The organism is Litorivivens sp., assembly GCF_057445395.1.
Genome location: NZ_JBVBUV010000071.1, coordinates 1 through 19497 on the forward strand (window position 1 = coordinate 1; position 19497 = coordinate 19497).

At 54.0% G+C, this 19497-nt stretch carries 21 protein-coding genes and 1 pseudogene; 10 read left to right on the top strand and 12 right to left on the bottom strand.

All coding sequences use genetic code 11. The features are described 5' to 3' along the window. The 4 genes from AC222A_RS15740 to AC222A_RS15755 all read right to left on the bottom strand — a co-directional run. Positions 1 to 226, bottom strand: a 226-nt coding sequence (locus AC222A_RS15740; protein ID WP_486775225.1) for a Rho termination factor N-terminal domain-containing protein, incomplete at its 3' end; no start/stop codon positions are given. A 214-nt stretch (positions 227 to 440) separates the two neighbouring features. Then, entirely contained in the window at positions 441 to 767 is a 327-nt protein-coding gene (gene trxA / locus AC222A_RS15745; RefSeq protein WP_372749239.1) for a thioredoxin TrxA, read from the bottom strand. Between the two features lie 100 nt (positions 768 to 867). Next, a complete protein-coding gene (locus AC222A_RS15750; protein ID WP_372759581.1) occupies positions 868 to 1704 on the bottom strand; it encodes an aldo/keto reductase in 837 nt (278 codons plus the stop codon). Between the two features lie 10 nt (positions 1705 to 1714). Further along, complete coding sequence (locus tag AC222A_RS15755) at positions 1715 to 2914, bottom strand: NAD(P)/FAD-dependent oxidoreductase (protein ID WP_372782032.1); 1200 nt, start codon at positions 2912 to 2914, stop codon at positions 1715 to 1717. 95 nt (positions 2915 to 3009) lie between these two features. Here AC222A_RS15755 and waaA point away from each other — a divergent pair, with 95 nt between their 5' ends. Then, complete coding sequence (gene waaA / locus AC222A_RS15760; protein WP_486775226.1) at positions 3010 to 4275, top strand: lipid IV(A) 3-deoxy-D-manno-octulosonic acid transferase; 1266 nt, start codon at positions 3010 to 3012, stop codon at positions 4273 to 4275. Between the two features lie 110 nt (positions 4276 to 4385). On the opposite strand, the gene AC222A_RS15765 is transcribed toward waaA, so the two are convergent. After that, positions 4386 to 5777, bottom strand: coding sequence for a TolC family outer membrane protein (locus AC222A_RS15765; RefSeq protein WP_372749839.1), 1392 nt, complete (start codon positions 5775 to 5777; stop codon positions 4386 to 4388). Positions 5778 to 5930: 153 nt separating this feature from the next. On the opposite strand from AC222A_RS15765, the gene AC222A_RS15770 reads away from it, so the two are divergent. The 5 genes from AC222A_RS15770 to AC222A_RS15790 all read left to right on the top strand — a co-directional run bounded on the left by AC222A_RS15770 (position 5931) and on the right by AC222A_RS15790 (position 10607). Then, positions 5931 to 6371 (top strand): DUF1249 domain-containing protein, encoded by a 441-nt coding sequence (locus AC222A_RS15770; RefSeq protein WP_372782028.1) that lies wholly within the window; start codon positions 5931 to 5933, stop codon positions 6369 to 6371. A 182-nt stretch (positions 6372 to 6553) separates the two neighbouring features. Further along, entirely contained in the window at positions 6554 to 7333 is a 780-nt protein-coding gene (gene cpdA / locus AC222A_RS15775; protein ID WP_372759286.1) for a 3',5'-cyclic-AMP phosphodiesterase, read from the top strand. Further along, positions 7334 to 7921 (top strand): YqiA/YcfP family alpha/beta fold hydrolase, encoded by a 588-nt coding sequence (locus tag AC222A_RS15780; RefSeq protein WP_486775227.1) that lies wholly within the window; start codon positions 7334 to 7336, stop codon positions 7919 to 7921. Between the two features lie 5 nt (positions 7922 to 7926). After that, positions 7927 to 9816, top strand: a complete 1890-nt coding sequence (parE, locus tag AC222A_RS15785) for a DNA topoisomerase IV subunit B (RefSeq protein ID WP_372797343.1) — start codon at positions 7927 to 7929, stop codon at positions 9814 to 9816. A gap of 455 nt (positions 9817 to 10271) precedes the next feature. Next, positions 10272 to 10607, top strand: a complete 336-nt coding sequence (locus tag AC222A_RS15790) for a helix-turn-helix domain-containing protein (protein ID WP_372750633.1) — start codon at positions 10272 to 10274, stop codon at positions 10605 to 10607. A gap of 92 nt (positions 10608 to 10699) precedes the next feature. Here the strand turns inward: AC222A_RS15790 and AC222A_RS15795 are convergent, their stop codons facing one another. Further along, a complete protein-coding gene (locus AC222A_RS15795; protein ID WP_372782020.1) occupies positions 10700 to 11293 on the bottom strand; it encodes a pentapeptide repeat-containing protein in 594 nt (197 codons plus the stop codon). Between the two features lie 414 nt (positions 11294 to 11707). On the opposite strand from AC222A_RS15795, the gene AC222A_RS15800 reads away from it, so the two are divergent. Continuing rightward, a complete protein-coding gene (locus tag AC222A_RS15800; RefSeq protein ID WP_486775228.1) occupies positions 11708 to 13132 on the top strand; it encodes a phospholipase D-like domain-containing protein in 1425 nt (474 codons plus the stop codon). A gap of 67 nt (positions 13133 to 13199) precedes the next feature. Continuing rightward, positions 13200 to 13934, top strand: a complete 735-nt coding sequence (locus AC222A_RS15805) for an endonuclease/exonuclease/phosphatase family protein (protein WP_486775229.1) — start codon at positions 13200 to 13202, stop codon at positions 13932 to 13934. Here AC222A_RS15805 and AC222A_RS15810 read toward each other — a convergent pair. The 3 genes from AC222A_RS15810 to AC222A_RS15820 all read right to left on the bottom strand — a co-directional run bounded on the left by AC222A_RS15810 (position 13931) and on the right by AC222A_RS15820 (position 16756). After that, positions 13931 to 14356, bottom strand: a complete 426-nt coding sequence (locus AC222A_RS15810; protein WP_372749757.1) for a styrene oxide isomerase — start codon at positions 14354 to 14356, stop codon at positions 13931 to 13933. The genes AC222A_RS15805 and AC222A_RS15810 overlap by 4 nt on opposite strands. Positions 14357 to 14390: 34 nt before the next feature. Beyond that, positions 14391 to 15644, bottom strand: coding sequence for a cytochrome P450 (locus tag AC222A_RS15815; protein WP_372749756.1), 1254 nt, complete (start codon positions 15642 to 15644; stop codon positions 14391 to 14393). A gap of 230 nt (positions 15645 to 15874) precedes the next feature. Next, positions 15875 to 16756, bottom strand: coding sequence for a sterol desaturase family protein (locus tag AC222A_RS15820; RefSeq protein WP_372765042.1), 882 nt, complete (start codon positions 16754 to 16756; stop codon positions 15875 to 15877). 204 nt (positions 16757 to 16960) lie between these two features. On the opposite strand from AC222A_RS15820, the gene AC222A_RS15825 reads away from it, so the two are divergent. Further along, entirely contained in the window at positions 16961 to 17278 is a 318-nt protein-coding gene (locus AC222A_RS15825) for a hypothetical protein (protein WP_486775230.1), read from the top strand. A gap of 99 nt (positions 17279 to 17377) precedes the next feature. Here AC222A_RS15825 and AC222A_RS15830 read toward each other — a convergent pair whose 3' ends face one another. After that, positions 17378 to 18007: a DUF2799 domain-containing protein gene (locus AC222A_RS15830; protein WP_486775231.1), complete on the bottom strand. Its 630-nt coding sequence runs from the start codon at positions 18005 to 18007 to the stop codon at positions 17378 to 17380. A gap of 356 nt (positions 18008 to 18363) precedes the next feature. On the opposite strand from AC222A_RS15830, the gene AC222A_RS15835 reads away from it, so the two are divergent. Further along, positions 18364 to 18777 carry a hypothetical protein gene (locus tag AC222A_RS15835; RefSeq protein WP_486775232.1) on the top strand — a complete coding sequence of 138 codons (414 nt, stop codon included), beginning with the start codon at positions 18364 to 18366 and terminating at the stop codon, positions 18775 to 18777. A gap of 30 nt (positions 18778 to 18807) precedes the next feature. Here the strand turns inward: AC222A_RS15835 and AC222A_RS15840 are convergent, their stop codons facing one another. After that, the gene (locus AC222A_RS15840) at positions 18808 to 19080 is read right to left on the bottom strand and encodes a Rho-binding antiterminator (RefSeq protein WP_486775233.1); all 273 of its coding nucleotides are present in this window, start codon (positions 19078 to 19080) and stop codon (positions 18808 to 18810) included. A 134-nt stretch (positions 19081 to 19214) separates the two neighbouring features. Beyond that, positions 19215 to 19497 (bottom strand): annotated as a pseudogene (locus AC222A_RS15845) (hypothetical protein); the annotation flags it as partial.

Below are 19497 nucleotides of genomic sequence, written 5' to 3' on the forward strand. Positions count from 1 at the left end.
GGCCTGCCAGGTAAGAAGCGGCGGCAGAACGCAAGAAGCCGAAGCCATCCTGCAGAATTTCCAGAACACCATCACCGTAAATGTCTTCACCGCTTTTGGCGTGACGCTTCAGGATGGAGAAAATAATATCCTGTTTGCGGGAGCGGGCAACGTTGTCGAGGCCAATTTCATTGGCGATATCAAGCAATTCTTGGGTGGATTTGGTTTTTAAATCAGTCAGGTTCATATTGGTTTTGGGAGTGATTATTGGGAAGTTGAAAAACTTGCGAAGCACACGCGCGGCGTGAACGCGGAGTTAAATCGTTAAAAAGAAGCGAAAGTATAAGATTGGTTTCAAGGGGTGATGTGTGCAATCTAGCACTTGCCCGGGTGGGCGTCTACACCTGATTTCACTATAACCCTGCCTGCCGTGGAAGGCAAGCAGGGTTAAAGGGGGATAATTACAGGGCCGCGTCGATAAATTCGGCGAGCTGGCTCTTGGAAATCGCACCCACTTTAGTGGCTTCGGCGTTACCGCCCTTGAATATCATCAGGGTGGGAATGCCGCGCACGCTGAATTTGGCAGGTGTGTCAGAGTTGGCGTCTACGTCCAGCTTGCAGACTTTGATTTTGCCCGCGTAATCGTTGGCGATTTCGTCAAGAATGGGCGCAATCATTTTACAGGGGCCACACCATTCCGCCCAGAAATCCACCAGTACCGGCAAATCAGCAGACAGAACGTCAGACTCGAAAGAGCTGTCTGTGACGTGAGTAATGTTGTCACTCATAAGAGTTCTCCAGTGAAGTCATGTTCAATAGGGGCGCGATAATATCACAGACCCTGTGGGCGTGCTAAAGACGCTTTGGCAGCAAGCTTAAAACTGCCGGTTATAGTTGCGTCGCCGCAAGGTTGGCGCTTTTTCCCAGGGCGCGCAGGCAGGCGGCGACATTTTCACGCAAGTGCTGCGGGTTGATGGTGCCAACAATCGCGCTGGTAACGCCGGGGTGTGACAGAGCAAAACCCATCGCTGCCTGGGCAGGGTCGTTTTCGCTGATCAGGTGGCCGCTGCCCAGCGCTTTCTTCAGAATCGCGGCTTTGCCGTGGCGTGCGCAGTAATCCAGTACCGGCGACTCCTCCTGGTGGGCGGCGTTGTAGCTCACCATAACGGCGTCGCTCAACTCGGCGGCCAGCAAACCGCCGGTAACGGTTTTGGTCGACATTCCAATGGCGCGAATCAAACCCTCCTGCTTGCATTGCTGCAGGGCCGTGAGCGCGCCTTCATGCTGGAGAATATATTCATCGCGGCCGTCCGAGTGAATCAGCACAATATCAATGTAGTCGGTTTTCAGGCGGTCCAGGCTGCGTTCGATGCTCTGACGGGTGTGGCGGGCACTGAAATCGAAGTGGGAATCACCGTTGTCGTTGTTGAACTCTTCGCCCACCTTTGAGCAGATAACCCAGTGTTCGCGCTGACCTTTGAGCAGAGGTCCAAGTCGTTCTTCGCTGCGGCCATAAGCGGGTGCGGTATCAATTAGGTTGATGCCCAGATCTCTCGCCAGTGCAATCAGGTCTGCGGCAGCGCGGTCGTCTGGAATGGTAAAGGGGTGCGGATATTTAACGCCCTTATCCCGCCCTAGCTTAACCGTACCGAGGCCGAGTGGGCTCACGCTTAATTCGGTGCTGCCAAAACGCCGTTGCGGCAATGGTTGTGTGTTACTGGTCATGGCCGCCTCCTCAAAACAGGGTTTCCCAGCAGGGCGTGGCAATGGGGGGGCGTGGCAGGCGCTCCAATGCCTCGGGTATGGCGCCTGTTGCTCCGTTCGGTGGCGTGGAGCCCAGCAGCGTGCTGGCCTGGTTTGCCATATCCGGTGTCAGGGTCAGTTTAGTGGGCCAGCACACGAGCAGATTGTCACAGTCTTTAGGACGCTCGGCATAGGCCTTATCTGGCTTAACCAGCTGGGTTTGGCGCGGCTCGGCCCGGTCTACTTTTAGTGTAGCCCATTGGGTGGTGCCGAAGTTGATCCAAGGGAACAGTTCGGCCAGCTCCTTCTGTGCGCGCTCGATCAGCTCGCCGCTGTCCATATTTACGCCCTCGGTTGCCAGATCACCGCCCAGATACCAGCAGTGGCGGCCGTCATTGCAGCGATGGCTGGAAATGGTCAGGCGCGGTGACGGGTTATTGCCCATGCAATGGGCGTAGAGCGGGCTGGGAAAGTCGTGTTTTACCAGTACTTGTTGCAGCGGTCGGCGCTGCATGGCGGGTTGCTCAAGGTTTACTGCGTTGAGCAGAGCTTCATTGCCAGCGCCGGCGGCGAATACAAAGTGATCTGCTTCGAGCATGAGACCGTCCGCAAAGCGCAGCGCGATGATACGCCGGTCTTTGCGCAGCAATGCGGCGGTTTGCCAATCGATGCGAAAAATACGGTCGCGGTGTGGCGCTGCCAATGTGTCCAGTAGGGATGGTACATCGAGCACCAGATCAGCCAGTCGGTAGAGCGAGCCGCGAAACTGTGGGCTATCGAAAGCGGGTGGGCGATCTGCTGCTTTCACTGAGTTCACACGGCCGCGCAACATTTTGCTGGCAAAAAAAGAGGTCAGTTTCGACGTAATGGAGCGGGTTGACCACAGATAGAAGTGATGGCTCAGCACATTGCAGGCGCTGATATCCACATCGCCCTTGCCTTCCAGGCAGCGCGCCCAGTGGCCCGGCATGGCGGCGATGGCCTCCGATTCTCCGGTCAGCGCGCCGCCCAGCGCATACTTGATGCCGCCGTGAATCATGCCCTGTGAGGCGATAGTCTGGCTGCTGCCCAGGGCATCCTGCTCAAAGAGCACGGCGTTGCGGCCCTCGGCCACCAGCCTGTTCAGCAGCCACAGGCCGGCGATGCCGCCCCCGAAAATTACTGTGTCTACGCGGGCTTGCGTCTGTGTCATAAACTCTCCTTTCGAGGGGCGCAGTATAGCAAAGAGCTTCACTTGTTTCGGGGCTGTCGTTATCCTTTGCGGCACAATTGCCACCCGCCAGAGTTATGCCACTTCTTCTATATACAGTGCTGTTCTATATATTGTCGCCGTTTCTGGTGCTCAGATTGTTGCAGCGCTCACTGAAAGCACCGGCTTACCGGCGTCGCATTGCCGAGCGCTTTGGTTTTTTTACTTGCCCGGCGATGGAGAAAAGCCTCTGGGTACATGCTGTGTCGGTAGGCGAGGTTATCGCTGCCATACCGCTGATTCGGGAGTTGCAATCGCGCTATCCAGACCATGTGGTAGTGGTGACCACCATGACCCCGACCGGATCGGAGCGGGTGCGCGATATGTTGGGTGACAGCGTATTTCATGTGTATGCACCTTATGACCTGCCTTTTTCACTGAAGCGCTTTATGGCGAAAACGCGGCCTGCTCTGCTGCTGATCATGGAAACCGAAATCTGGCCGAACATGGTGTGTTGCGCCCGCGATGCGGGGGTGCCGGTGGTGCTGGCCAATGCCCGGTTGTCGGAGAAATCGGCCCGTGGTTACGCCCGGTTGCGGGCGTTGACTGAGGCAGTCTTTAGCCGTTTTTCAAGAATCGTTGCCCAGACTGAGGCCGACGCCGAGCGTTTTCGATCGCTCGGCGCGGAGTCTGGGCAGGTGTTGGTCTCCGGTAGCGTAAAGTTTGATATCACCATCGACGACGCGCTGCGAGAACAGGCTCTTGCAGAGCGCAATGCCTGGCAGGCAGATAGGCGACCTGTCTGGATTTGTGCCAGTACCCACGAAGGCGAGGAGAGCATGATTCTGGAGGCGTTCTCGCAGGTGCGCGCGGCGGTCCCTGAGGCGTTGCTGTTAGTTGCGCCGCGTCACCCCGAGCGCTTTGATGCAGTGGCTGCCCTGATTGAGCGCAGCGGGCTAGGGTATGCGCGACGAAGTCATGGTGATCAGGTCGGCGGTGTGGCGGTTCTTTTGCTGGACACTATGGGTGAACTCAAATTGCTGTTTGGTTGTGCCGATGTTGCCAGTGTGGGTGGTAGCTTTATACCGCGTGGCGGGCATAACAGTCTTGAGCCGGCGGCTTGGGGCTTGCCTTTGGTCAATGGCCCGAGTGACTACAACTTTCTCGAAATTTCCGCCTTGCTGCAGCAGGCGGGTGCACTGACATTGGCAGATTCTGCCGAGACGCTGGCGCGTGAGGTCTTGGGTCTTCTCCAGGACGACGCCGTACGGCAGCAGCGCGGTGATGCGGCGATTGGCGTGATTGAGGCCAATCGGGGAGCATTGGGGAGGTTGTTGGGGGTTATTGACGGGGTTTTGTCGTAGTTCTCATTATCGAGGTTGGCTGCTGGCATCTGTTTCGCCCAGCAGGGCGAAACAAAAGCCAAAAACCACTTCGTAAAGAGAGTTGTGCTTAGTTAAATCGGCGAGCGACCTTACTTATCCTGCTTCTGCGCCTGCTCGGCCAACAACCACTTATCCAACATGTAAATATCATCCGGACTCAAGGTCCCCGCCTGCTGCTTAAGTCGCAACATATTCAGCACATAGTCGAATCGCGTGTTGGCGTAGTCGCGAATTGCCGCGTACAGCGAACGCTGCGACTGCAGCACGTCAACAATATTGCGTGTTCCCACTTCGTAACCTGCCTTGGTGGCATCCAGTGCGCTCTGGGCTGACACGATGTTCTGCTTGCGGGCTTTGATGCGCTGTACATCGGTGCCAACGGTCAGGTGCAGTGAGCGGGTTTGCTGCACTATCTGGCGCTGGGTGTTCAATTTCTGCTGCAATGCGGCGTTGTACTGCTCGTAAGCTTGTCGGCGAGTGGCGCTTACACCGCCACCTGAGAAGATAGGAACGTTCAGGTCAATCTGGTAGACCACGGTTTCTGTCAGGTCGTCGGTTGAAAAACTGCCGGCAGCGGCGGCGTACTCATTTTCGGCGTCGCTGTCCTGGTAGTTGATACTGCCTGTCACCGACGGCAGGTGTTCCCATTTTTTAGCTTCGGCAGTTTTCTGACTCGACTGCATGCGATACAGCGCAGCACGCAACTGGTGGTTGTTTTTCAAGGCGAAGTTGACCCACTCGGCGCGATCCGCTGGCGTTGGATCAGTGATGGGGAACTCTTCGCTCAGGCGAGCGATCTCGCTGTGGCTGCGTCCAGTCAATACTGAAAGAGCTTCGTAAGCGGTACCCAGATTTGCCTCGAAGGTCAGGCGCTGGGCCACGGTATTGTCATAGACTGCACGCGCTTCATGCACATCGGTGATGGCAATCAGGCCAACATCAAAGCGTTGCTGGGTTTGCTCAAGTTGGCGCTTGGCAGCACGTTCTTCAGCGCGGGCCGCCTCCAGATTCTCATAGGCGCGCAATACCCCAAAATAGCTCTGGGCGACCCGCACGATAAGGTCCTGTTGATCGGCGGCGAGCTGTGCTTCGGCCTGTTTGCTGATGAGCTTTCCGGAGCGGAAGGTAAACCAGCTGGGTAGGTCAAAAATGCTCTGGTTCAACGACAGAGACAGTGTCGTGTTATCGGTGTCCAGGTCCAGGTTGATGGGAGTGGTTGTGCCACGGGTGGGATTGGGGCCTTGCTCTATTTCGCTTTCACTGCGGCTGTAGCGGGCGTTGCCGCTGACCTGGGGCAGAAGTGCCGCTCTGGTAATATTCTCAGTTTCCAGATTAGCCCGATAGGTGGCCTCCGCCGCCTTAAGCGTGGCATCATTTTGCAGCGCCAGTTCGTAGATTTCACTGAGGCTCTCGCCAAGGCTGAGCGAACTACCAAAGCTGACCAGGCCGGCCAGTGCCAAGGGTATAAAGCGATGCGACATCAGGCTATCCTTCGTGTCCTGTAGGTTTCCGGCAGCGAGTTTAGCAAATTGGCCTTGGTGAATCAGGTTAATTAAGTATTTTTAAGTATACCCCCAGCGGGTATGATCGTGCTTAGCTGGGCAGTTCACCCTTGGGTAAAAACGGGAAGATTAGTGGTTAAATCAGTGTACAACGTCGATCTTTCAGCGCACCTTGCAGAGTGCGAGCTGAACTTTGTGCGTCTGTGCAGATTGCTTCCGCGTATGGAGTCAGGTGATTGTCGCGCGTTTGCTGTAGGTGAGCGCTCCTCGGTTCGCATAAAGGTGGTAGAGCGCACCCCCTATACCAGCTTGCTGGCAATCACCCAGCAGCAGGGTTCGCTTGAGGAGCTGAACAGCCGTATGTCTGTGCGCGTGTATCACGATGCCGGGGTGGCCGAAGTTGCTTCCTTTGCCAACTGCAACCGGGTGCTGAGCAAGCACAGCTATCCCAACCGGCAGATGCACCAGCGCGACGAAAAACAACAATGGAACCGGTTCCTGGGGGAGTGGCTTGAACACTGCCTAGACCAGGGGCGTAGCGAAATGCAAGTGGAAGAATTCACAGCACTGTAGCTATTTGTGCTGCGAAAATGCGACAAAGTAGCTGGTCTGATTTGGCGTTGTATGTCTCAATCTCTGGAAAGCCCACACAACCGTCAGGTCGGCACCGCGAGCCACGGGAGACAGGCTGAAATTCTTCATGCAAGCATCAGTTGCTTGAGCAATACTTTCGCAGGAGCGATTTTGGCAACTCAATGAAGCCGACACGGATCACACAACTCAGCGACACCCATCTGGGCAAGCTGCCAGGCTACGAGCTATTGGGGCTTGATACCGACTACAGTTTTTCTCAGGTATTGCGGCTGGCGGAGTCCATGCCGGCGCCCGAGCTTTACCTGCTCAGTGGTGATATCTCCAACAACGGTTACCGCGAAGCTTATCAGCGTGTATACGATGTATTCGCGCAGCGCGACAATGTAGTGTGGCTGCCGGGCAATCACGACAACGTGCCGGCTATGAAAGCCATATGCGACGAGCGCTGGTTCCGCCCCCGGGTTGATCTGGGTGCCTGGCAATTGTTGTCGCTCGATTCCTCCGTGCCGGGCACGCCATGCGGAACGCTTGGTGACGATCAGCTTGTCTTTCTGGATGAACAGCTCAAGCAACATCGCGACCAATACACGCTTGTTGCCCTGCATCACCACGTATTGCCTGTAGGTTGCGAGTGGTTGGATGAGCAGGTACTGAGCAACAGCGAAGAATTGACCGAGGTGCTTAGCCGCTACCCGCAGGTGAAAGCTGTCACCTCAGGACACGTACATCAGGAAATGGATACCGTGCGCGACGGTATTCGATTCATTACATCTCCTTCCACCTGTGTGCAGTTCGCCCGGTCCAGCCCCGGATTTCTGGTGAGCGACGAGGCACCAGGCCTGCGCTGGTTTGAGCTCTTCGATGATGGTTCGCTGAAAACTGGCGTCGAGCGCGTGCTGGATGTGCCCTTTTCCATAGACCTGGCTGCCAAGGGGTACTGATTGGCTGCAGCAGTCCTGTACATACACGGTTTCATCTCTTCTCCCCAGTCCATAAAGGCGCAGCAAACCGGCGCCTTTATGGAGGCGCTTGAGCCTGCGGTCAGCTGTCGCGTACCCGCGTTGCCCAATACCCCGCAGGCCACGCTGGACACCGTTGAGTATGAGCTGCAGGCACTGCTGGCCAGCCATGAGCGGGTGGGGCTGATCGGCAGTTCACTGGGTGGTTTTTTTGCCACGGTGCTCGCGGAGAAATATGCGCTGCCAGCGGTGCTGATCAATCCAGCCGTGCGCCCCCATAACTTGATTCGCCATTATATTGGCGAAAATCACAACCCATATACCGATGAATACTTTCAGATAACCCTGGGGCACACCGAAGAATTGGCCCGCATGGAGCCTTCGTCCCTTACGCCGGAGCGCTATTGGGTGCTTTTGCAGGAGGGAGATGAAACCCTTGATTACAGAAATGCACAAAGCTACTACAGTGCGTGTAGAATGACCGTCGAACCGGGCGGCGACCACTCCTTTACCACCTACGAGCAGTACCTGCCCGATATTGCCGTTTTTCTGAATCTGACTGAACAATAAACTTTATGTCTGACTATACCGCTGAATCGATTGAAGTCCTCACGGGGCTGGAGCCGGTGCGCAAGCGCCCCGGTATGTATACCGACACCACCCGCCCCAATCACCTTGCTCAAGAAGTGATCGATAACAGCGTCGATGAGGCGCTGGCGGGACATGCGAAGGAGCTCACCGTTACCCTGTACAAAGACGGTTCGTTGAGTTGTAGCGACGACGGCCGGGGTATGCCGGTGGATATGCACAAGGTGCAGGGCAAGCCAGGGGTGGAGGTGATTCTTACCACCCTTCACGCGGGCGGCAAGTTTTCCAACAAAAACTATCAGTTTTCGGGTGGTTTGCACGGCGTGGGTGTATCGGTCGTAAACGCGCTCTCGTCCGAGCTTGAGGTCATCATTCGCCGCGACGGGCAGGTCTACCGCATGACCTTTGCCGACGGGGATAAGGCTTCAGATCTGGAAGTGATCGATTCCTGCGGTAAGCGCAATACCGGCACCACTGTGCGCTTCAAACCCAATCCAAAATATTTTGACTCCGCCAAGTTTTCAGTTTCTCGCCTGAAGCATGTATTGCGCGCCAAGGCTGTGCTCTGTTCCGGCCTGCGCGTTATATTTAAAGACGAGACCGGTGACGCCAGCGAAGAATGGCTTTACGAAGACGGCCTAGTCGATTATCTCACCAGCAGTACCAAAGGCTGGGAAACTCTGCCCACGGACCCTTTTGTCGGGACCTTCTCCAGCCACAACGAAGCTGTAGACTGGGCGGTGCAATGGCTGCCGGAAGGTGGTGAGCTGACCACCGAATCGTACGTGAACCTGATACCCACCGCCCAGGGCGGTACCCACGTAAATGGCTTGCGCACCGGTCTGCTTGAGGCCATGCGCGAGTTTTGTGAGTTTCGCAACTTGCTGCCACGCGGGGTGAAATTGACTCCGGAAGATATCTGGGACAAATGCTGCTATGTGTTGTCGTCTAAGCTGGAAGATCCTCAGTTCTCCGGTCAGACCAAGGAGCGTTTGAGTTCACGCGAGGCTGCGGCCTTTGTTTCCGGAGTGGCCAAAGATGCCTTCAGTTTGTGGCTGAATCAGCACACTGGCGAAGCGGAAAAGCTGGCCGAGCTATGCATCTCCAATGCCCAGACCCGCTTGCGCAAAGCCAAGAAAGTGGTGCGTAAAAAGGTGACATCGGGGCCGGCGTTGCCAGGCAAGCTCGCGGACTGCTCGGGTGACGATCCGTCGCGCGGCGAACTGTTTCTGGTAGAAGGGGATTCTGCCGGCGGTAGTGCCAAGCAGGGCCGCAACCGTGAGTTTCAGGCTATTTTGCCGCTGCGCGGTAAAATTCTGAACACTTGGGAAGTGGACTCGCAGGAAATTCTCGGCTCACAGGAAGTGCATGATATTTCGGTGGCCATCGGCGTCGATCCGGCGTCTGACGATCTAAGCGGCCTGCGCTATCACAAGGTTTGCATCCTCGCAGATGCGGATTCTGACGGTGCTCACATCGCCACCCTGATCTGCGCGCTGTTTGTACGACATTTTAAGCCTTTGGTGCAGGCCGGTCATGTGTTCGTGGCCATGCCGCCGCTGTACCGAATCGATGTGGGCAAGGAAACCTATTACGCGCTGGATAAAAGTGAGCGACAGGGCGTGCTTGATCGCATTGAAGCCGAAGGCAAGCGAGGTAAGATTCAGGTGACCCGTTTTAAAGGCTTGGGTGAGATGAATCCGCTGCAGCTTCGTGAAACTGTTATGGACCCCGACACTCGCAGGCTGGTTCGCCTCACCGTAGAGCCCGGTGATGATACGGCAGCCATCATGGACATGTTACTGGCCAAGAAGCGTTCGTCAGATCGTAAAGCCTGGCTTGAAACCAAGGGTGATCTGGCAGAAGTGGTTGGTTGATTGCAGGCGCGAGATATCGACCGGTTTACGCAAATAGCATTTCCCGGCTCGTGGTGCCGGGGCTGGGTCAATTGTCGGTCGCTCTGGCCGACTCCAGCAATGCGGAAAAATGTCGCCATATAATGCGCGTGTCTCCTTCCCAGCCACTGTGTCGCAGCAGCGTTTCTGCAGCGCAATGTACCTTTATCAAAATAATAAGCGGGCATCGCGTCGTATAGTGGGGGCATAGAGCGAGAATTACCTGCTCTACCGCTAGCTGCGCGCGATCGGCAATAGCGTCAGGATCAAGCCCGAACTCAGTGAGAAGCTGGTTTAGGTCTCCTGTTGGATTCAGTGAATTTACCATGTCTGTTCCAGTCCCTTGGTATTCAGAAAAGCGAGGTTAGCAATACTAACCTTAGCTGGTTAATTATTCTTGCCTTTCCCCTCTCGTCAAGTATTTCTAAACTCCCGCCATGAGTATTGGTTCACGTATCAAGCAGGCGCGTCAGGCGGCGGGGCTCTCGCAGGCAGAGCTGGCGGCGGCAATGGGCATTACTCGCAGTGCTTGCAGTCAATGGGAATCGGGCCAGGGCACCGCACCGCGACGAGAACGCCTGGAAGCATTGGCCGCTGAGCTTGGTGTCAGCTACCAATGGTTGACCACAGGGCGAGACCGCGAAGCTGGTGGCGGGGTAAATGAAACTGTACCGGTCTATCTAACAGCTGATCAGCTCGAACTACTTCATTTGTTTAAGGGCTTAACCCCTAGGCAACGAAAATCCCTGATCGCTTTTTTGCGGACGCTCTAATAGCGCTAATACGCGCCTGGTAATCCTCTGGGGTTGGTGAGGATGGGTAATAGCACTAGACAGCCTTTCTCGAGCCGGTACCTGTGAAGTGCTCAGTCGATTAGCTCTATGTCCAGACATGCAAGCAATCGTACTGCCTCAAAGCGATCAAACTTCGCCTGCGCAATCTGATTTCGCGTGATATCAATATCAAATTCGATGGCGCCGTAAAAATCGGTGCCGGTCAAGTTGGTCTCAGAAAAAATAGCGCCAGTAAAATCACTTCGGATAAAGCTGGCCTTGGAAAAATCTCCCTCTCTAAAATCCACGTTGTGTGTGGTGCACCCCTCCATCACTATTTCTGGTAGCTGCAGTCCATGAAAGGAGCTGTCGCTAAGTAAGCAGTCGTAAAACCGGATGGGCGATTCAAATAACATTCGAGGCCAGGCTACCCGAGTCCAATCTACACCCAGCAGTTTGCAGTCACGAAAAGTTACATCAGAAAGTTTGCAGTAATCCAGTCGGACGACGCTTAAATTGCAGCGCTCAAACGCGCAGTCAGAGAAAGTGCTTTTTGCGAGGCTTGCTTCACTGAAGTCACAATCAGTGAAAGTGCATCCGTCAAATTCGATGGCCGCAATGTCGCAATCTGAGAAATCCTCGTTGGAGAATGTTTTTGACCAATTTTCTTTTTCTAGGATGACCAATGAAAATTCCTTGATTTAGCGGCTGGTATTCTAGCATCGGGCGTTCCAGATCGAAGATCAATGGCATAAGAGGCCTGCTATTTTGAGAAGACTTTCACCGCCGCAATATCCTTTGGGGCGTGCGGCTTGAATCACGCAGAGTATTAGGCGGTCTATCGCGTATTGCGGCCTGACAGGTAGTGGAAAAGCCGAATGACATAGCTGGCTTAGATGGCATTCGAGTGATGTCATGCCTGATCAGAAACAGGCCAATTAGTCGATGCCATGCTGAATAAGCGTCGCCATGTTAATACGGTTAACGCTGACGGAGCAAAACGGGTGATAAGTTACAGGCCTAGAGTTTTCTGGCTGTCGCCACTTGTAAATGGTTAAACTGTCCGTTGATACATTCGGCCGTTTGCACGGAGTGTTGAATTGAGCTGGTTTTTGATATCGCTACATATTGGCGTGATGGCACTGGCGCTGGTCCACGCGCTGGTATACAAGCGCGATCATCGCGCGGCGCTGGGTTGGGTTGGCGTGATAGTACTTTTCCCCATTGCTGGGCCGCTTCTCTATTTCATTTTTGGTATTAACCGCATCCGGTCTGTAGCGCGGCACTTTTCTGGGCACTATCTGCCATTTCTTCATTTCGGTTATGAGCGCGCAGATCGCCATTACGTCGTCAATGCATCTGACATTGAGTCCTCCTTGCCCGCGATTATGCGGGTTGGCAAAAGGGTGACGCACGAGCCCGTGAGCAGTGGTAACTGTATAGAGCTGTTGTATAACGGTGAGGCCTTTTTCCCTCGAATAGTTACGGCTATCGATAACGCTAAGCAGAGTGTGCTGCTATCCAGTTACCTGTTTTCCGGGCGGGGTATAGGGAAAGACGTGATTCAGGCCATGGCGCGAGCGGTAAACCGTGGTGTTACAGTGCGTGTAATTATTGACGGCACCGGCGCCTTGTACAGTGGGAAAACAGCCCTTTCGGGTTTGCGAAAGGCGGGGGTTGAGGTAGTCGAGTTTATGCCCTTGTCGTTGATACCGCCATCGTTTGGTATCAATCTGCGCAACCACAGAAAAATTGCTATTATCGATGGCGACACAGCCTTTTTCGGTGGCATCAATATCGATTCGCGGCACATGGTGGACGATCCGAACAATCGACATAAAACGAAAGATGTACACTTTCTTGCAACCGGCCCCGTCGTTCAAAGCCTGCAGAAAGTCTTTCAGCGAGACTGGTGGATGGTGACCCGGCAGGAGCTTCAGGGACTCCCCTCGCCGCGAGAAGAAGATGGAAGCGGTTCGGTGTGCTGTCGCGTTATTGATGATGGCCCGGATGAAAACCTTGATGCGCTAGCGATGACGCTGCTGGGTGTTTTTTCCGCGGCTCAGGAGTCGATTACCATCATGACTCCCTATTTTGTTCCGAACCGCGAGCTGCTTTCTGCTCTTCAATCTGCCAGTCTGAGAGGGGTCAAGGTTCAGGTCGTCATACCCCAGCGCAGCAACCTAAGATTCGTCGATTGGGCGACACGCAATATGTTATGGGAGCTCATTCTGTGGGATGTTGAAGTGTATGCTCAGCCCCCGCCTTTTGCTCATACAAAGCTTCTGACGATTGATGGCAATTATGTGATGGCTGGGTCCGCTAACATGGATTCACGTAGCCTGCGTCTGAACTTTGAGCTGGGCGTTGAGATGCACGATAAAACACTCGCTGAGCTGGTGTCGGACCATATCCAGCAAACGATTGCCGTCAGTCGCAGATTCACTCTTTCTGAGCTCGATGGCAGACCAATTCATTATCGCCTGCGCGACGCGTTTTGCTGGCTCTTTTCGAGCTATCTATAAGGATGTAGCTGCTCGAGTCTAGTTTAGGGCTTTAGTTCGTAGCGCGAGTCTGGAGAGTCTGTTGTATATGTCGACATATCGAATTCTCACACTGAACATCCATAAGGGCTTTTCCGCCGGAAATCGCGCGTTTACGTTAGAAGGCATTCGCGACTGTCTGCGCCAAAGTGGCGCCAATGTGGTATTTCTGCAGGAGGTGGTTGGAGACAATACAAAGAATAGGCGGCGAATTCCAGACTGGCCGGAGGGCAACCAAATGGAGTATCTGGCGGATTCCGTCTGGGATCATTTTGCGTATGGGCAGAATGCGATATACCAGCACGGGCATCACGGCAATGCCATCCTTAGTGAAATTCCGTTCAACGAATCACGAAATATCGATATCAGCTGCTATTCATTTTCCCAGCGCGGACTACTGCATGGCCACACGCAAGAGGGGATACACCTGTTGTGCGTGCATCTGGGGCTATTTGAAAGAGAGCGGCGGCGGCAAGTAAGCCAACTGATTGATTATATCGGTGATGCCATTCCTGCCGACGACGCGCTAATTTTGGCTGGTGACTTTAATGATTGGCGGGGTAAAGCCCATGCTCAAATTGAGAAAAGTCTGGGCTTGACTGAGACCGAACTCGCTCAGCGAGGCGCGCTGGCAAAAACCTTTCCGGCTATTCATCCTGTGTTAGCGATGGATCGCATTTATCAGCGTGGATTCGATGTGGTTACGAGTCGCGTGCTGTCGGGAAAGCCTTGGAAACACATGTCGGACCATTGCGCCTTGCTCTCTGAGTTGCGTCGCAGCTAGCGAGTTCGCCAAGCAGCGAGGCCAATAAGCAGAAATGCTACCACTGCAAGTGGTACTCCAATCTGGCCCGCGAGTGCAGTGATATTGTTAGCCAGATTGTCGTTAAACTCATAGCCGAGCGCGCCAGTTGCACCACGGCCGATGCCGAAAATAGTGTTGCAGTATGCCATGCCAATCAGGCAGTAGACCGCAATGAGCTGACTTTTGGCGCTCATGGCGAGCTTGCCGATAAATCCGGCGACAATGAACAGCATCATGCCGTTAATGAGCGACTCCATATGGGCCAACACCCAGTCTTGCTTCTGGCTATTGATTTGCCCCATAGCGGCTGCCGCGATCATGGCTCCGCAGAAAAAAGAGATAAAAATATTCGCGGTTCCGTGAAACACCAGTTTGCCTACAACCGCGCGCTCGTTATCCATAGTCCTTAACTCCGCTAGCTCCGTTGAATCGTATTCAGGAGGACTTCACAACTTCCGGGTCAAACTGAATCTGCATGTGTTTGATACTGTTTACAAAGTAATCTCGCACATACTCTACAGGCTGGGCGAAACGCGGGTTCTTCAGGCGGGGCAGCAACTCTTCGAACATGACCTGCATTTCCAATCGAGCCATGTGCGCTCCGATGCAGAAGTGCTCTCCCTTGCCGAAGGCGCGGTGCTGGCTGCCGAGTTCGGGGTTGCGGGCGAAACGCTCAACGTCAAAACGCTCCGGGTCTTCGAAAATATCCGGATCGTGGTTTATCGCCTGCCAATTCAGCACCATCTTATCGCCCGCCTTCAGAGCTTGGCCCTGAATCTCCGTGTCTTGCATTACCGTGCGACGCATCTGCACAAAGGCGGGGTTGTAGCGCAGAATTTCCTCAACGGCGGATGAGATAAGTTCGGGCTTGTCGAGCAGCTTTTGATGCTGATCTGGATGCTCAATCAGCAGTCGCATACCGTGGGCGATAACCGAGCGGGTACTTTCGTTGCCCGCTGCAATCAGCATCAGAAAAAACAGCTGGAATTCTTCCGGTGTCAGCTTTTCATCGTTTACTGTGCCGTCGAGCAGCGCACCAACGATATCGGTTAGTGGTTCGGTTTTATGCTTTTCTGCCAGTGCTGCCGCATAGGCATACACTTCGATAGCGGCAGCCTGAGATGCCGCAAAACCGTCCTCACCACTCATATCTTCGTCTTCGCTGAAGATCATCGTGTTGGTCCAGTCAAAGAACTGTTGCTTGTCTTCCATTGGAATGCCGCACAGTGAAAGTATGGCAACGAGTGGCAACTCCGCCGCAACCTCGGTGACAAACTCGCATTCACCTTTGCTGGCAATGCGATCGATGGTTTCCCTGGCAACTTCGCGAAATCGCTGCTCATACCCTGATACCGCTTTGGGGGTAAACGCATTGCGTACGATGCGGCGGTATTTCACGTGATGAGGCGGGTCCATGTTTACCAGCATGAGGCGTGACAGCGCAATTTCTTCCTCTGGAACCTCCTTGGGCAGGATGGTTTTCGCCTCGCTGGAGAACAACAGCGGGTGCTTGCAAACGTAGTCAGCGATCTCTCGCTTGGTAACTGCCCAGTACGGGACGCCCGTGAGGGGATCATCGATACGCGCCAAGCCGTCAGAGCGATCTCTGATATCCGCAAATATGGCGTGATGCTTACTATCTGCATAGATATCTGGGTCTAGGATGTTCTTATAAGGGCATGTGGACATCAAGCAGCTCCAGTTGAAGTCAGATACGTTGGCCTGAGAGAATACATCAAGCTCAAGCGACTGTTTGTTAACAAAGCCTAATCATATAACCCGAGTGAGTGCAGCGACTCATGGGCAGTGTTAGGGCCGTTAATTGGCAATTGGCCGGATGCAGGTAGTGTAAAGCGTACAGCAAGCGGCCGAGGGAACACCGGAAAATATTTTCCGGCGGGAGTGGGGCTGAGGGTGAGTCACTCTGGGTTGCTTGATGTTTTTTTGAAGGGCACCCCAAGTTGAGACCACCAACTGCTTGGAATGTGGTCATTCTCAATACCCAGTCTGTCTGGGCCTGACCTTTCTGTGTCACGGTATCGGGTGCCAAACACAACATCCCAGAACAGGAAGTTGCTCCCGTAATTGTGATTAGCCTCGGACACTTTGACCGAGTGATGCCAGCGATGCATTTCGCCTACGCTGAACACCCAGCTCAAAGGGCCGAGCTTGAAGTTGATATTGGCATGCTGGAAGAGGCCCAGTAGAGAGTTCGCCAAGCCTATCAGTGCGAGCACCTCACCCCCTGCTCCCAATACAGCCAGCGGAATGGCATTAAAGATCCCGCGAAATACTACTTCACCAAAATGCGCTCGCGTTGCATTCAGCCAATACAGCCGTTTAGGGTTGTGGTGAATGGCGTGAAAACGCCACAGCAGCGGCACTTCGTGCATCCAGCGATGGGGCCAGTAATCAAAAAACTCTACTACGACACAGGCTAGTAGAAACTGAGCGAGCAACGGCCAATCTGATGGCCATAACCCCACGTCCAGCGACTCTGACAGAAGGCCTCCTCCCAGCACAATGCCCGCAACCACGAGCGGTTGTACCAACGCGTTGATGCCGAAATAGCTTGGTAGATAGAGCAAGTCGGCACCTAGGTCGCCTTGCGACTGGTTCCAATCCTTTCGGTAAGGAAGCAATCGCTCAAGGACTACCACCAGCGCAAGGCTCACAAAGGTGCCAACACCGGCCACCAGGCTTGGCTCGTGACCGGCATCAATAGCCCATACGCCGCCGCCGAGCACAGCGACTACCATGACAGGAAAAACCAGCCAGGTAATGATATTGATTGCTTTCATTGACTCCTCGCGAGGCCTCGAATAAGGCGGTTCTTTTTTATTATGGGATAAAAGCATGTGGCTTTTGGAGTCCAGAATCAATAACTCTTACCCCATTAATTAGGATTGTGATGCGTATTGATACCTATCGTACAAGTGTCTTCGTAACGATACAGTTGTGCGTTAGGAAATCTGCAGTAGTGGTCGCCAGAGAGGAAAGTTGTGATGAGTGTGACAACGGTATTGAAATTGAAGCAGCGCGGTTTTGCGTTTTCCCCGGTGCTGCTGATAGTGGGCAGTGTGATGGCCTCAAGCGTTGTGGCCGACGAGCGCAATATGCGTGATTCTGTGTTGGCCGAGGCAGAGGATGTTGCCGAATCGATCGGGTCGTTGAACCAGAGCTATTACTACAGTGGGCTACGCAGCGGTCACGGCTCTGCACGCGTTGGCGGCTCCGCTTTCCGCGATACTGTAGATCGCAGTGCTGGCGATGGTATTCGATCTGTCGTTGTTGAGCCCGCCAAGGAAGGCGCACCGCGATAGTAAGCCGAGTGTATTGTCGGGGTAGTCCTGAATGGGGCTCGACTCCATGATGACAATGCTTTGGCACTATTCTGACCCGGCCGAGATAGAAATATAGGATCAATATCGGCCAAGCTGAAAGTTGCGTTCCATCTGTTCTAGGTGGCTCTGGGCCGTCCGCAACTCAACTTCCAGCTGCTCGAAATGCTGCTGGTCGCGTGCTATCTGATGGCTAACCTGCTTGGATTCCTCGTGCAGCGCTATGGCTTCGTGATTGTCCAGCTCAGCGTGATCCAGTGTGGCCCTTATCTCATGAAAATGCGCTTCTCCGGCGGCAATTGAGTCGCTTAAGTCCGCTAGTTCCTGTTGCAATGCGTAAATTTTCAGGTCCTGATCTCGAACTTTTAGGCCGTAGTGATAGGCCCGGGTAAAGTCGTGTGAGCGCACGGAGGCCGGTTCGCACTGCACGGGTTTGCTTCGCCCGAGCCTTGCCGCATTGTAGGCGGTGACGCCAATGCAATAATCGCGCAGTCCGGTCTGATAGCCAGCGTAGTACTGCTGGGCATCTATCGGGTACCCGGCTTTAGCACAGCTTTTTCGATGCTGAGCCACGCGGTCTTGTGATAAGCCACGTTGAGCGTCGCTGCGCCCTACCTCCTGCCAATCCGCATACTGGCACTCTTCAGGGCTCATCGACGCGCAAGCGCTTAAAAGCAGCGCGATACAGGGTAATACAATTCGATAGTGCATCCGGATGTCTTTCACTGATCAAGGTAAAGGCAATAAGCCCGAAGAACCACACCGCGAACGGCTGGCGTGGCCACCAGATTGCCGAATTATGTGCAGGCAGTTTTGCGTTACATCGACGGCAGCGCCGTATCATAACGCGGTAACCCGGAATTTTCCTGTGTTGCACAACGCTGAAGCCAGCGCGGACATCGTGAAGTTCCCGAGGATAGTATGAGTCCAAAGAGGCGGGTCGCTAAGACGTTATGCCGGCTTGTAACATCTTGTGCACTGCAGCATCTAAGGGGCATGGTCTTCTGGGGTATTGTCTGCCGTGGCAGCTATTAGTGGATAATGAATCAAAATCGCGAGGGTTTCAGATGAAAGAGCTAAAAGTTGCGAAGGCGTTGCTCAGCCTGCGATTGGGCGTGTTTGTTGTTATGTTTGTATGGAGTATCGACAAACTTTTGAATCCTGACCACAGCGCCCAGGTATTTGAACACTTCTATGGTGTGGCAGGCGTCTCCGCTGCAGCATTTACGGTGCTGGGCTGCCTGCAGCTGTTATTGGTGTTTGTTTTTTTGGCCGGGGCTTACCAGCGCTTTAGCTACGGCTTGATATTCCTACTGCATGGAATATCTACGCTATCGTCATGGCAGCAGTATCTGGATGCCTTTAACAACCTGCTGTTTTTTGCAGCCTGGCCAATGTTGGCCGCCTGCTTTGCGCTTTACTACCTGCGAGATATGGACTGGCTGCTAGCATGGGATCATCGCTCCGCTGGGGTGTCGTAACTAATCGGGCGACGGTCTTCAGATGTGATTTTAGGTGCCTAAGGTAGGATCGCTGGGGTTTTCGAAAGAAACCGCCTGAAAGTGGGGGTTTTCAACACTCACATCGAGCCGAGATATATCGTCCAGAACAATCAGCTGAATTTTATCCGCGACAGCCACCTTTATGCACTCTCGTCGCTGGTTATCGTATTGAGTATCAAGTCCGATACAATCTAGCTTCCTACCCGATTTCAGTGTCAGTTTTATCGGATACCGATAGGTGCAAACGATCTCGATATGGTCGTGTTGATCGCAGGTAATCATACTACTGACCGTGTGGTAGTCGGGCGTGAATTGGCGTCATTGGGCTTCTCGATTTGGTAGGCTTTACAGGGTCCGGGTCAGGGTCAGTGATGCTAGGATCAATGATACTAAATAAGGAGCCGGAGTTATGCTGGTTAGCCTCCGCTAAATCGCAGTGCGAGGCTTTGGAGGGCTTCAAGGTCTGATAGCGCGTCGGTCAGTGGGGCCATCAAGAAAATCACAGCGGCGCCCCAATTGTAAGCAGGATGCACGCGACCGTGCTGCTTCAGGTCGGCTAGCATTCCAATGATTACAAATACCAGCAACGCGCCGGTCACCATCCAAACGCTCATCTGATTCATGGCGATCAGCTGCAGGCGACCGACGGCGGGCGCAATTACACACACGGTGGCACAGAACATCAGGCGGCGATGCCAG